The following is a 12215-nucleotide window of genomic DNA, read 5'->3' as shown; positions in this document are numbered from 1 at the left end:
GTTGAACCCGAGTCACTTGGCCCGAGGGTCGAGAGCGTCCCGCAGCCCGTCACCGAAGAGGTTGAAGGCGAGGACGGTGATGAAGATGGCCATACCAGGGATGATCATGTACGCGGGGTCCGAGGAGTAGATCGGAACCGCGAGCGTCAGCATGGCGCCCCACGAGGGCGTCGGCGGGATCACTCCGACGCCGAGGAACGACAGCGCCGCCTCGAACAGGATGTTGGTCGGGATCAGCAGGGTCGAGTAGACCAGGATCGGGGCGACCAGGTTCGGCAGGATCTCCTTGAAGAGCACGTAGGAGTTGCGGGCTCCCAGGCTGCGCGCGGCGTCGACGAACTCGCGCTCGCGCAGCGACAGCGTCTGGCCGCGGATGATGCGGCCGATGTAGGGCCAGTTGAAGAAGCCGATGACCACGACCAGCACCGAGATCCGCAGCCCGTTGCCGTTCATCCCGAACGCGCCGTCGGAGACGACGCCGACCAGGGCGATCGCGAACAGCAGCAGCGGGAACGCCAGGAAGGCGTCCATGGCCCGGCTGATCAGGTAGTCGACCCAGCCGCCGAAGTAGCCGGCCACGATGCCCATGACCGTCCCGATGACCACCGACAGCAGGGTGGCCAGGAACGAGACCAGGAGCGAGATCCGGGCTCCGTGCACGATGCGGGCCAGCAGGTCGCGGCCGGTGCCGGGCTCCACGCCCAGCAGGTGGTCGCCGCTGATGCCCGTGTGCCAGATCCCCGACTTCGGCCGGTTGTAGGTCGGGTCGATCAGGTTCTGGTGGTACGTCAGAGGGTCCTGCACGAAGTACGGCCCGAAGATCGCGATCAGGATCAGCACGAGCACGATGACCGCGCCGGTCAGAGCGACCTTGTCCCGCTTCAGCCGCATCCAGGCGATCTGCCCGAGCGAGCGTCCTTGGATCTTCTTCCTGTCGACGCCGGCGAGGACAGCCTCTGGCTGCGCCTCGCTGTCGGACCCGGTCACCTCTATGGGTGCGGCCACGCTCGATACCTCCTACCGTCCGGCCACTGGTTCGGCCCTGCCGCCGGCGAGTGACCGGCGGTCGCGGAGATCATCCGCTGCCCCCCGTGCCCGTTACGCCGCGTTTGCTGAAGGGAAACGTAGTCCTTCGGGCACGACTGTCCATCCGTGAGGCGTGCTTCGGAAGTACCCGTATCTGACTTGTGATCTCGTCGTCATCTGGGCAACATGCGTCCACGACCACGTTGGACAAATCGCCCGAATAGTACGTTCAGCCCAGACGTGCCCGGCAACTCCACACGGGTCGGGAACGGCAAGCTTTACCGTACTGAGTCCGATCTGAGACTGATCGTCCGCAGGTCAGGGCGGGGACGCGCAGAAACGGCGGGCCCCGCGGCGTCAGGAGATGCCGCGGTCGCGGAGGATCTTCTCGATCTCCGCCATCTCCGGGTCGCCGCCGCCCGGCGCGGGGCCCTCGACGCCCCGCCCGGGCTTGCCGGCGCGACCCGCCGAGCGGCGGCCGTCGCCGGACTTGGCGGCGGCGCGGCCCTCGTCGGCGCCCCCGCGGCGGCTCAGCATCGCCCCGGACGCCAGGTAAAGAAGCACGGCCAGCCCCGCCACCGCGACGCCCGCCCACTTCACCGGGCTGAACGCCAGGTCGACGAAGAACTCGGTCACGCCCGTCAACGCCGCCGCGAGCGGCACCAGCGACAGGGCCGCGCCGCGCAGCCCGGTGCCCGCGCCCCGGCGGCGGTAGGCGCCCCAGCTGATCACCAGCCCGACCAGGGTCACCCCGAGACTGATCGCGAATATGGCTGCGTCGCTCATGCCGGCCCCTCATTCCGTGCGGCGGTGCTCTTCCCATCGTCACACGCGAACCGCCGGACCTGCTCCTTCTGGCGGACGGTTTGCGCCCGCCGCCGTCTCCTCCTGCGGCGGGATCCGTCCCCTAGGGACCGCCCCCGGGGTACCGGCTCCCGCGTATCAGGTCACGGCCGGACAACGGCCCGGCCGCGGGACGGCCGAGGCGCGGGGTCAGGCGACCAGCGAACGCAGCCGCGCCAGGTCGACCTCGCGCAGCGAGGCGACCACCGTCCGCCCCGGCGCGGGCGGGATGGGCAGGAGGCCTGGGACGGCGACGGTGACGCAGCCCGCCGCCTCCGCCGCCGCGACGCCGTTCGGGGAGTCCTCCAGGACCACGCAGCGCGCGGGGTCGGCGCCGAGCCGGGCGGCGGCGGTCAGGTACGGCTCGGGGTGGGGCTTGGTCCGGGCGACCTCGTCCCCGGCGACGCTGAGCGCGAAGTGCTCGCGGCCGACGGCGTCCAGCACCGGCTCGATCAGCCGCCGGTGGCTGGAGGACACCAGGGCCGCCGTCACCCCGGCGGCGCGGATCTCGGCGAGCAGGTCCTTGGCGCCGGGCATCATCGGGACGCAGGCGCCGAGCCGCTCGGCCATGCCGTCCAGCATCCGCCGGCCGACCTCCTCGCGCGGGGCGTCCGCCCCGGTCAGCTCCAGCATGTAGTCGACGGCGAGGTAGAGGGAGCCGCCGACCAGCCGCTCCTGGTGGGCGGGGGTCCACTCGCCGCCGAGCCACGCCATGACCTCCGACTCCACCTCCAGCCAGACTCTCTCGGAGTCGATGAGCAGGCCGTCCATGTCGAAAAGCACGGCGTGCGGGCCGCCACCAGTCACAACTCTCCCCACGGGTCGTCCGGGCCGGAGAAACCACCCTATCTATGCGATCAAGGGACACTCCGGCCAGTCCCCCGCCGGGGCCGGCGCCTCTTGGACGGGGTGTGCAAAGAGACGGTGACGGATGGGACACCGGACCGATAACGTGCCAGCAGTTGACTACCAACGGGTAAGGAACGGCATGAGCGCGTACCGCACCATCCTCGTCGGCACCGACGGCTCCGACTCCTCGTTCCGCGCGGTCGACAGGGCCGCGCAGCTGGCCGCCGCCACGGGCGCCACCCTCCTGCTCGCCTCCGCCTACAGCCCCATGCCGGAGCGCGAGCGCGCCAGCGCCGCCGACCGGCTCGGCGACCTGGCCTACAAGGTGCAGGGGTCCACGCCCGCCGACGACGCTCTGCGGGCCGCGCGGGAGCGGGCCGTCGCCGCCGGCGCCACCGCCATCGAGCAGGAGGCCGTCGAGGGCGACGCCGTGGACGTGCTGTCGAGGCTGGCCAAGGAGCGCCCCGTGGACCTCATGGTGATCGGCAACCGGGGGCTCAACAGCCTCGCGGGCCGCATCCTCGGCTCCGTACCGGCGAACCTGTCGCACCGCGCCCCCTGCGACGTGCTCATCGTGCACACCACTCCGCGCGGCAAGTGACGCCCGTCCCCGCCGCCGGTGACCCGATCGTGACCCGGGTTCCGCCGCGGGCGTACAGGGCGGGGTCTGGCTTCCGGAGGGGTGGGGTACGTCACCGTCAGGACGTAGGCTGACAGCCACCGATCATGAGCGGGGCCCCCGACCCCCGGGAATGACGGCCCCCGTCGGTGACGCTGTACCTGGGCGTCGAAAGGAGGCAGCGCGTGGTCGAGCTCGAAAGCGTGCCGGAACTCGTCGATCCGGTGCTCGTGGCCGCCTTTGAGGGGTGGAACGACGCCGGGGAGGCCGCCAGCGGGGTGATCGCGCATCTGGAGTCGACCTGGGAGGCGGTGCCCATCGCCGAGCTCGATCCGGACGACTACTACGACTTCCAGGTCACCCGCCCCATCGTCGAGATGGCCGACGGCGAGACCCGCGGCATCACCTGGCCGACGACCCGCGTGTCGTGGGCGCGGCTCCCCAACGGCAAGGACGTCGTGCTGCTGCACGGCATCGAGCCCAACATGCGGTGGCGGTCCTTCTGCCGCGAGCTGGTCGGGCTGATGCTGGAGCTGGAGATCCGCAACGTCGTGCTGCTCGGCGCGCTGCTCGCCGACGCCCCCCACACCCGGCCGGTGCCGGTCACCGGCGCCGCGTCCGAGGCCGGCCTGGTCAACACCCTGAACCTGGAGCCGGCCCGCTACGAGGGGCCGACCGGCATCCTCGGCGTGCTCCAGGACGCCTGCGCCAAGGCCGACCTCGACACCGTGTCGCTGTGGGCGGCCGTCCCCCACTACGTCGCCCAGCCGCCCTCCCCCAAGGCGACCCTCGCGCTGCTGCGCCGCGTGGAGGACCTCCTCGACGTCACCGTCCCGCTCGGCGAGCTTCCCGAGGAGGCCCGCGCCTGGGAGCACGGCGTCAACGAGCTCGCCGAGGAGGACTCGGAGGTCGCCGAGTACGTCCGCACGCTGGAGGAGCAGAAGGACGCCACGGAGCTGCCCGAGGCGAGCGGCGACGCCATCGCCCGCGAGTTCGAGCGCTACCTGCGCCGCCGCGACCCGGGCTGATCGCGCGGGGCGGGGCGCGCCCCGGCCTCTCGCATCCCCGGCGGCGGCGCCGCGCGCACGCCGTGGAGTGCGCTGATCACGACGCCCACCGTCCCGCGGACCGCCGGCGTCCGGTGCCGGTGAGCGCGCCGCGCCCCCATCCCCGGCTCTGAGCGCGCCGGCGAGCCCGCCGTGGCGGGCCTACCGGCGCGGGACGGGGTCGGACGCCGCCGGTCAGAGCGCGATGCCGAGGAGGGCGTCGACGACGGCGGCGGCCTGGGCCGGCGCCGCCTCGTCGTCGCCGTCGGCGGAGGCCCAGGCGTCCACGGCCGCCAGCGCGGCGGGAGTGTCCAGGTCGTCGGCCAGGCCCTCGCGGACCGCGGCGGCCAGCGGGGCGGCGGGCGGGCCGGACGGGCGGGCCGCCGCGGCGCGCCAGCGGCCGAGGCGGGCGGCCGCCTCGTCGAGGGCGTCCGCGGTCCACTCCCAGTCGGAGCGGTAGTGGTGGGCCAGCAGCGCCGCCCGGATCGCCATCGGGTCGGCTCCGGACTCCCGCAGCTTCGACACGAACACGAGGTTGCCGCGCGACTTGGACATCTTCTCGCCGTCCAGGCCGACCATGCCGGAGTGCACGTAGGCGCGGGCGTGCGGCCGCTCCCCCGTGGCGACCTGCGCGTGCGAGGCGCTCATCTCGTGGTGGGGGAACGCCAGGTCCGAGCCGCCGCCCTCGACGTCGAAGGCCATGCCGAGGTACTCGATGGAGATCGCCGAGCACTCCACGTGCCAGCCGGGGCGCCCCTCCCCGAACGGCGAGTCCCACCCGGGCTCGCCGGGCCGCCGCGCCATCCACAGCAGCGCGTCGAGGGGGTCGCGCTTGCCGGGCCGGTCCGGGTCGCCCCCGCGCTCGGCGAACAGCGGCGCCATCTCCTCCCGCGTGAGCCTGCTGACCCCGCCGAACGCCGGGTCGGAGGCGATCGGGAAGTAGACGTCGCCGTCCACCTCGTAGGCGGCGTCCCGGCCGCGCAGCTTCTCGATCATCTCGATGATCAGCGGGATCGCCTCGACCGCGCCGACGTAGCGGTCGGGCGGCAGGACGCGCAGCGCGGTCATGTCGTCGCGGAAGAGCTGGATCTCCCGGTCGGCGAGCTCGCGCCAGTCCTCCCCGGTCTGCTGGGCACGTTCCAGGAGCGGGTCGTCGACGTCGGTGGTGTTCTGGACGTAGTGGACCCGGTGGCCGAGGTCCCGCCACACCCGGTTGACGAGGTCGAAGGCCAGGTAGGTGTTGGCGTGGCCGAGGTGCGTCGCGTCGTAGGGGGTGATCCCGCACACGTACATCCGGGCGGTGTCGCCGGGGGACGTGGGGCGCGTCGTCCCCGTGCCGGTGTCGCGCAGGCTGAGGGGCCGGGTCGCGGCGGGCAGTCCCGCGTCGGAGAGGCTGGGGACTTCGGAGGCGGGCCACGATCGCATACAGAAAGCTTATCCATGCGTACTTCGCGGCATGAATCCGAGATCGCGGCTTCCGCCGGGGGCGCCCTCAGCGGTGCCGGACGCGCGGGTCCAGCACCGAGTAGCCGATGTCGACCAGCAGGTTCGCGACGACGACGAACGACGTCACCAGCAGCGTCACCCCGATGACGACCGGGGTGTCGCCGAGCGCGATGGACTGGTAGACCAGCTGCCCCACGCCCTGCAGCCCGAACACCTTCTCGGTGACGATCGTGGAGCCGACCAGCGCGCCGAGGTCGATGCCGAGCTGGGTGACGACGGGGGCCAGCGCCGTCCTCAGCCCGTGCCGGCCGACGACGCGGCGTTCGGGCAGGCCCTTGGCCCGCGCCGTCCGCACGTAGTCCTCGCCGAGCACGTCCAGCATCGCCCCGCGGGTGAGGCGCGTGTAGGTGGCGATCATGAGGAACGCCAGCGCGATCCACGGCAGGACCATCCGGCGCAGGAAGTGCTCCTGCAGCGGGGGCCCCGCCTCGAACAGGTGGGCGGCGCCGCCGCCGAGCCCGGCGGAGAACACGTGCAGCAGCGCGAGCGCCATCACGAACGGCGGGGTGGACAGGCCGACCAGCACGAACACGGTCGCGGCCCTGTCACCGAGGCCGCGCGGCCGCATCGCGCAGAGCACGCCGAGCAGCACGCCGCCGGCGAACCACAGGACGGCCGCGCCCGCCACCAGGCACAGCGTCGTGGGGAGGCGCTGGCCGATCAGGCTGGTGACCGGTACGCCGTTGATGTAGGAGTCGCCGAGGTCGCCGCGCACCAGCCGTCCGGCGAACCGCCAGTACTGGACGAGGACGGGGCGGTCCAGCCCGAGGTTGCTGCGGATCTGGCCGAGGGTGTCGGCGGTGGCGCGCGGCCCGCCGATGACGCGCTCCACCGGGACCGGCGAGACGTGCAGGAACACGAAGACCAGCGTGGCCGCCATCCACAGCACCACGACCGTGTACAGCAGGCGGCGGAGGACGAACCGCGCCACGCGCCTCACCGCCCCCCGGGCGCGCGGTCGCCGCGCGGGTCGAAGGCGTCGCGGATGCCCTCGCCGAGCAGGTTGAACGCCAGCGTGGTCGCCAGCAGCAGGACGCCCGGGACGGCCAGCAGCCACCAGGCCGTCCGGAACACGTCGCCGCCCTCGCCGAGCATCGAGCCCCAGCTCGGCATCGGCGGGCGCACCCCGACGCCGAGGAACGACAGCGTCGCCTCGAACACGATCGAGGCCGGGACCAGCAGCGAGGTCAGCACGGTGACGTGCGCGGACAGGTTCGGCAGGACCTCGCCGAACATGATCCGGACGTCGGAGGCGCCGAGGGCGCGGGCCGCCTCGATGAACTCCCGCCGCCTGATCGTGATCACCTGTCCGCGGATGACGCGGGCGACCGCGGCGAACGAGAAGAACGCGATGATCAGGATCGTCATGCTCAGGCTGGCGGCGACCGAGGTGATCTGGAACGTGGTCGCCAGCACGATGGCCACGAGCAGGTACGGCAGGGCGAGCATCATGTCCATGAGCCGGGCGAGCAGGGCGTCCAGGGCGCCGCCCGCGAACCCCGCGAGGGTTCCGACGGCGGTCCCGGCGGCGGAGGCGAGAAGGGCCGCGAGGATCCCGACGGCCAGGGAGATCCGTGCCCCGTAGGCGGCGCGCACGAGGACGTCGCGGCCGAGCTGGTCGGCGCCGAGCGGGAACCGCGCTCCCGGCCCGCGCGGCTGCCCTCCGGCGTCCAGGCCGGTGCGCGGGAAGGTCGCGTCGTAGGGGTGGCCGGTCAGGTGCGCCCACAGCGGCGCCAGCGCCGCGAACGCCAGGATCAGCGCGAGGACGGCGAGCGCCGCGACCGCGAGCCGGTCGCGGCGGAACCGGGTCCAGGCGAGCTGGCAGGGGGTGCGGCCCTCCACGGGCAGGGCCTCGTCCGGCGCCGCCCTCGGCCTGCGGGTCTCGACCTCGGCGTAGCTGCTCATCGCGCCGCCGCGCGTGCCACCGCTGCCATCCGCACTCCCCGTCTGCCGATGACCCTTCGCGGGCGGCCCCGCCCCGACGAAGATCGCATTAGGTAGTCAAACTAGCACCGAGCGTCATGTTCCGCAGCCGGAGCCGGCAAGTGGGCAGGGCGGGTCCCTGTCAGCGCACGCGGCTCCAGGCGTGCGGGTCGCCGGGGACGGCGGAGAAGTCGTACCGGACGCCGGTCCGGCCGAGGGCGACGAGGCTGACGGAGGTCGTGCCCCACACGCGGCCGTCGCCCAGGTCGAGCAGGGGGAGCAGGGCGCGGTGGTCGGCGCGGGGCAGGCCGCCGCCGTCCACCAGCGGCAGCCACGCGCCCCAGGCCCGTTCCACGGTGTCCTCGAGGCGCGGCTCGGGGCGCGGCGCGGCGGCCAGAAGCGGCCGGAAGTGCGCGAGCCGCGCCGCCATGTAGGCGTCCTCGGTCTCGCCCTCCGGCTGGCCCTCCCCCTCCAGCCCGCTGTTGACGATCATGTGCAGGCCGGGGCCGAGCCCGCGCTCGGTCAGGGCCGCGCCGTCCCAGCTCCACAGCCGCACCCGGTCGGGTTCGGCGCCGACGAGGTGGAACGGGTCGAACGCGGCGAGGTCCGGCCCGCCGAGCTTGCCGTCGGCGGCGACCCGCAGCGGCAGCTCCCCGCGGGAGGCGCGGCCCGCCTCGGGCGCCATGGCGCCGCGGCCGTTCAGCACGACGGCGGCCCGCGGCGCGCCGGGGTCCACCGCCAGCCAGGTGCCGCCCGCGCGCAGGTCGCGGCCGCCGACGAGGCCGGGGCGGTCCGGCCAGTGCCGGGCGGGCGGCTCCCACGCGCGCGCGGTGAACTCGTCGCGCACGCCCACGAGGAGCACCGGAACCGGGGAGGACGGGTCGACACTGATGATCGCCGTACACATGCCCCAATTGGAGCATTCCACCGGTGCGCCGATCCCGGCGGGGGCGGGCTACAGCGGCGGCCAGGGGATGGCGGGCCAGTCCTCGGGCGGGTAGGGGTGGATGCGGTGCTTGAGCATCAGCTCGACGCGGCGCCGGGTGGCGTCGACCTCCTCGGCGGTGAGCAGCTCGGCGAGCCGCGCGCCGAGGGCGCCGCCGCGCAGCCCCGCGTCGACCCGGCCGAGCGCCTCGACGGCCTCGGGGGTCAGGGGCTTGCCGCGCCACTGCCACAGCACGGTGCGCAGCTTGTACTCGACGGAGAAGCAGACGCCGTGGTCGCAGCCGTACACGTGGCCGTCGCCGGGCGGCAGCAGGTGGCCGATCTTGCGGTCGGCGTTGTTGACGACGGCGTCGAAGACGGCCATCCGGCGGACGGCCTCGTCGTCGGAGCGCGACAGGCCGACGAGGTCGACGCCGGGGTCGGGCTCCACCCACAGCTGCACCATGCCGGGCCCGTAGGGGCCGTCGCGGTGGACGGTGGGCGGGACGGTGTTCCAGCCCATCGCCTTGGAGACCTCGTAGGCGGCGACCTCCCGCTCGGCGAGGGTCCCGTCGGGGAAGTCCCACAGGGGCCGCTCCCCCGCGACCGGCTTGTAGACGCAGTTGGCCGACACCCCGTCGTGCTCGATCGCGCAGTAGAGGGTGGCGTTGGACGCCTGGACGAGTCGGCCCTCCACGGCGAGGCGGCCGGCGGACAGCAGCCGTTCGGCGGCGGCCGCGTCGCGCGGGGACACCGCGCGCCCGGCCTCGCCCGGCCCGCCTGCGTCGCCGGCGGGCGCCCGGCCCCGGGAGGACTGCGTCATGCGTTCATTCTCCCGGCCACGTCGTCCATGATCCAGCACAGCGGGGTGTCATCTCAGCCGAGGTATCCGTTCTGGCGGGGGCAGACGTGCCCCTCGCTGTCGAGCGGCAGGCCGCACAGCGGGCACGGCGGGCGTCCCGCCGCGACCACCTTCAGGGCGCGCTCGGCGAACGCGCGGGCCTGCGCCGCGCTGATCCGCACCCGCAGCACCGCGACGGCGGGGTCGTCCTCGCCGACCTCGGGCTCCTCGTCGGACTCGGTGACCTCCTGGGCCTCGATGACCACCTGCTCGCCGTCGGGGTCCCAGGCCAGCGCCATCGTGCCGACCTTGAACTCCTCCTCGACGGGCTGGTCGAGGGGACCGTCGTCCTTGAGCTCGGAGGGGGCGACCGGGGGCACGTCGGCGTCCCCGCCGCTGCGCCGCAGGACCTCGTCCAGCAGCTCCTCCAGCCGCTCGGCCAGCAGCGTCACCTGGAACTTCTCCAGGCCGACGCTGGTGACGCGGCGGCCGGAGCGCGCCTGCAGGTAGAACGCGCGGTCGCCGGGGCGCCCGACGGCGCCGGCGACGAAGCGCTCCGGCGGATCGTAGGAGATGACGGGCATGACAACGACCCTACGCGCCGCCGCCCACGACCGCGTCACTCGACCCGAGTCCGTCTTTCCCGGAACGTTCCTCCGGCGGTTCCGGGATCAGCCCGGCGACGTCGCCTCCGGTGTCGTTGAGCCGGACGACGAACGGGCGCGTCTCGGTGTAGCGGATCACGGTGAGCGACGCGGGGTCGGCCTGGATGCGCTGGAACTGGTCCAGGTGCAGGCCGAGGGCGTCGGCGACGATCGACTTGATGATGTCGCCGTGGCTGCACACGGCGTAGAGCGCGTCCGGCCCCCGGGCGGCGGCGATCCGCTCGTTCCAGTCGCGGACGGCGGTGACGGCGCGGTGCTGGGCGTCCGCCAGCGCCTCCCCCGCCTCTCCGGGGAACCGCGCGGCGCTCGGATGGGCCTGCACGACGCGCCAGAGCGGCTCCTCGGCCAGCTCCTTGAGGGGACGGCCCGTCCAGTCGCCGTAGCGGACCTCGCCGAACCGGTCGTCGGTCTCGACCTTCTCGACCTTCTCGGCGTGCCCCGCGGCCACGGCCTCGGCGGTCTCGACGCAGCGTTCGAGCGGGCTGGACACGACGGCGGCGAGCGGCAGGGGCGCCAGGCGGGCGGCGAGCGCCGCCGCCTGCGCGCGGCCGCGCTCGTCCAGGCGCACTCCGGGCGTCCATCCGGCCAGCACGGGGCCGGTCATAGCGGTCAGGCCATGCCGAACCAGCAGAAGCGTCGTCACACCGGCCACTCTAGGAGATCATTCGGACGTCCCGACGCCCCGGATGCGCGACAATGCGTGGTGTGATCGTCGACAAGGCCATCTACGCCGGCGGGAAGCGCCGCGACATCGAGGGCGACATCAGCGACGCCTTCGACCTCGCCCGCGAGGACGGCGAGTGCTTCCTGTGGATCGGCCTCTTCGAGCCCGACGAGGACGAGTTCGAGCTGGTCAAGGACGAGCTGAACCTGCACCCCCTGGCGGCCGAGGACGCGGTCTCCGCGCACCAGCGACCCAAGATGGAGCGCTACGACGACACGCTGTTCGTGGTGCTGAAGACGCTCGCCTACGTCGACAAGACCTCCGACATCGAGGTCGGCGAGATCATGGTCTTCCTCGGCCGCGACTTCGTGGTGACCGTCCGGCACGGCGCCGGGAACCCGCTCGGGCCGGTCCGCAAGCGGCTGGAGGACAACCCGGAGCTGCTCGGCCACGGCGCCACCGCGGTTTTGTACGCCGTGTGCGACGAGGTCGTCGACCGGTACGGCGTCGTCGCCCACGAGGTCGAGGTCGACATCATCGGGCTGGAGCGGGCCGTGTTCGACCCGAACGCCCGGGACGTCACCGCCGACATCTACTCGCTCAAGCGGGAGGTGCTGGAGTTCCGCGGCGCCGAGGACCCGCTCGTCCCCGTGCTGCAGGAGATCGTGAAGGGCCGCGTCGCCGAGTGCGGCTCCACCCGCGAGTACTTCCGCGACGTCCTGGACCACCTGCTGCGCGTCGACGGGCAGGTCGACGCGCACAACGAGCTGCTCAACAGCGTGCTGACCGCGCACCTGGCGCTGCTCGGCAAGCGGCAGAACGAGGACATGCGCAAGATCTCCGCGTGGGCCGCGATCATCGCCGTGCCCACCGCGATCGCCGGGATCTACGGCATGAACTTCGACCACATGCCCGAGCTGCACTGGACCATCGGGTACCCGCTGGTCATCGCGGTGATGGCCGTCGTGTGCGTGCTGCTGTTCCGCCGCCTGCGCAAGAGCGGCTGGCTCTAGGCGCCGGAGTCGTGAGGGGACGCGGGCGCGGCGAGGAGCACCGCCCACAGGTGCGACTCGGCGTCCTGCGACTCCAGGCGGCGCCGGATCCGCTCCACGCCGGAGCGCGTGGGCAGCGCCAGCCAGACCAGCAGCGGGTAGCCGATGACGAACCCCGCGACGAAGACCAGCTCGCTGTGGGCGACCATCGCCAGCGGGAGTCCCAGCAGGATCACGCCCTCGGCGAGGGCGAACCGCAGCAGGACGGCCTGCCGGAACATCATCAGCGCGGTCCGCGCCGCCGCGGCCGGGTCGGC

At 73.3% G+C, this 12215-nt stretch carries 13 protein-coding genes and 1 pseudogene; 3 read left to right on the top strand and 11 right to left on the bottom strand.

Annotation, left to right across the window (positions count from 1 at the left end; translation table 11 throughout):
* Positions 1-12: 12 nt before the first annotated feature.
* The 3 genes from AB0C69_RS26460 to AB0C69_RS26450 all read right to left on the bottom strand — a co-directional run bounded on the left by AB0C69_RS26460 (position 13) and on the right by AB0C69_RS26450 (position 2676).
* Positions 13-1005 carry an ABC transporter permease gene (locus AB0C69_RS26460; protein WP_345182978.1) on the bottom strand — a complete coding sequence of 331 codons (993 nt, stop codon included), beginning with the start codon at positions 1003-1005 and terminating at the stop codon, positions 13-15.
* Positions 1006-1383: 378 nt separating this feature from the next.
* Entirely contained in the window at positions 1384-1812 is a 429-nt protein-coding gene (locus tag AB0C69_RS26455; protein WP_360357870.1) for a hypothetical protein, read from the bottom strand.
* Positions 1813-2019: 207 nt separating this feature from the next.
* Positions 2020-2676 carry an HAD family phosphatase gene (locus AB0C69_RS26450; protein WP_360357868.1) on the bottom strand — a complete coding sequence of 219 codons (657 nt, stop codon included), beginning with the start codon at positions 2674-2676 and terminating at the stop codon, positions 2020-2022.
* A gap of 181 nt (positions 2677-2857) precedes the next feature.
* Here AB0C69_RS26450 and AB0C69_RS26445 point away from each other — a divergent pair, with 181 nt between their 5' ends.
* Together AB0C69_RS26445 and AB0C69_RS26440 are read left to right on the top strand one after the other, a co-directional pair.
* Positions 2858-3319, top strand: coding sequence for a universal stress protein (locus AB0C69_RS26445; RefSeq protein ID WP_360357866.1), 462 nt, complete (start codon positions 2858-2860; stop codon positions 3317-3319).
* Positions 3320-3522: 203 nt separating this feature from the next.
* The gene (locus AB0C69_RS26440) at positions 3523-4365 is read left to right on the top strand and encodes a PAC2 family protein (RefSeq protein ID WP_345182974.1); all 843 of its coding nucleotides are present in this window, start codon (positions 3523-3525) and stop codon (positions 4363-4365) included.
* 213 nt (positions 4366-4578) lie between these two features.
* Here AB0C69_RS26440 and mshC read toward each other — a convergent pair whose 3' ends face one another.
* The 7 genes from mshC to AB0C69_RS26405 all read right to left on the bottom strand — a co-directional run bounded on the left by mshC (position 4579) and on the right by AB0C69_RS26405 (position 10885).
* Positions 4579-5808 carry a cysteine--1-D-myo-inosityl 2-amino-2-deoxy-alpha-D-glucopyranoside ligase gene (mshC, locus tag AB0C69_RS26435; RefSeq protein ID WP_360357865.1) on the bottom strand — a complete coding sequence of 410 codons (1230 nt, stop codon included), beginning with the start codon at positions 5806-5808 and terminating at the stop codon, positions 4579-4581.
* 67 nt (positions 5809-5875) lie between these two features.
* Positions 5876-6820 carry an ABC transporter permease gene (locus AB0C69_RS26430; RefSeq protein WP_360357864.1) on the bottom strand — a complete coding sequence of 315 codons (945 nt, stop codon included), beginning with the start codon at positions 6818-6820 and terminating at the stop codon, positions 5876-5878.
* Between the two features lie 5 nt (positions 6821-6825).
* The gene (locus tag AB0C69_RS26425; protein WP_345181214.1) at positions 6826-7794 is read right to left on the bottom strand and encodes an ABC transporter permease; all 969 of its coding nucleotides are present in this window, start codon (positions 7792-7794) and stop codon (positions 6826-6828) included.
* A gap of 160 nt (positions 7795-7954) precedes the next feature.
* Positions 7955-8719 carry an NRDE family protein gene (locus tag AB0C69_RS26420; protein WP_345181212.1) on the bottom strand — a complete coding sequence of 255 codons (765 nt, stop codon included), beginning with the start codon at positions 8717-8719 and terminating at the stop codon, positions 7955-7957.
* 48 nt (positions 8720-8767) lie between these two features.
* Positions 8768-9559, bottom strand: coding sequence for an SCO1664 family protein (locus AB0C69_RS26415; RefSeq protein WP_345181210.1), 792 nt, complete (start codon positions 9557-9559; stop codon positions 8768-8770).
* 53 nt (positions 9560-9612) lie between these two features.
* Positions 9613-10161: a DUF3090 domain-containing protein gene (locus tag AB0C69_RS26410; protein WP_345181208.1), complete on the bottom strand. Its 549-nt coding sequence runs from the start codon at positions 10159-10161 to the stop codon at positions 9613-9615.
* A 10-nt stretch (positions 10162-10171) separates the two neighbouring features.
* Positions 10172-10885 (bottom strand): MSMEG_4193 family putative phosphomutase, encoded by a 714-nt coding sequence (locus AB0C69_RS26405; protein WP_353835836.1) that lies wholly within the window; start codon positions 10883-10885, stop codon positions 10172-10174.
* Positions 10886-10947: 62 nt separating this feature from the next.
* On the opposite strand from AB0C69_RS26405, the gene corA reads away from it, so the two are divergent.
* Entirely contained in the window at positions 10948-11919 is a 972-nt protein-coding gene (gene corA, locus AB0C69_RS26400; protein WP_353835835.1) for a magnesium/cobalt transporter CorA, read from the top strand.
* On the opposite strand, the pseudogene AB0C69_RS26395 reads toward corA, so the two are convergent.
* Positions 11916-12215: pseudogene (locus AB0C69_RS26395) on the bottom strand (hypothetical protein); the annotation flags it as partial. The gene corA and the pseudogene AB0C69_RS26395 sit on opposite strands and share 4 nt — an antisense overlap.

Origin of the sequence: Actinomadura sp. NPDC048032, assembly GCF_040653175.1 — a bacterium.
GTDB lineage: Bacteria > Actinomycetota > Actinomycetes > Streptosporangiales > Streptosporangiaceae > Spirillospora > Spirillospora verrucosospora.
Note: the sequence above shows the minus strand (reverse complement) of the source record. Positions and strands in the feature narration are given on the sequence as shown.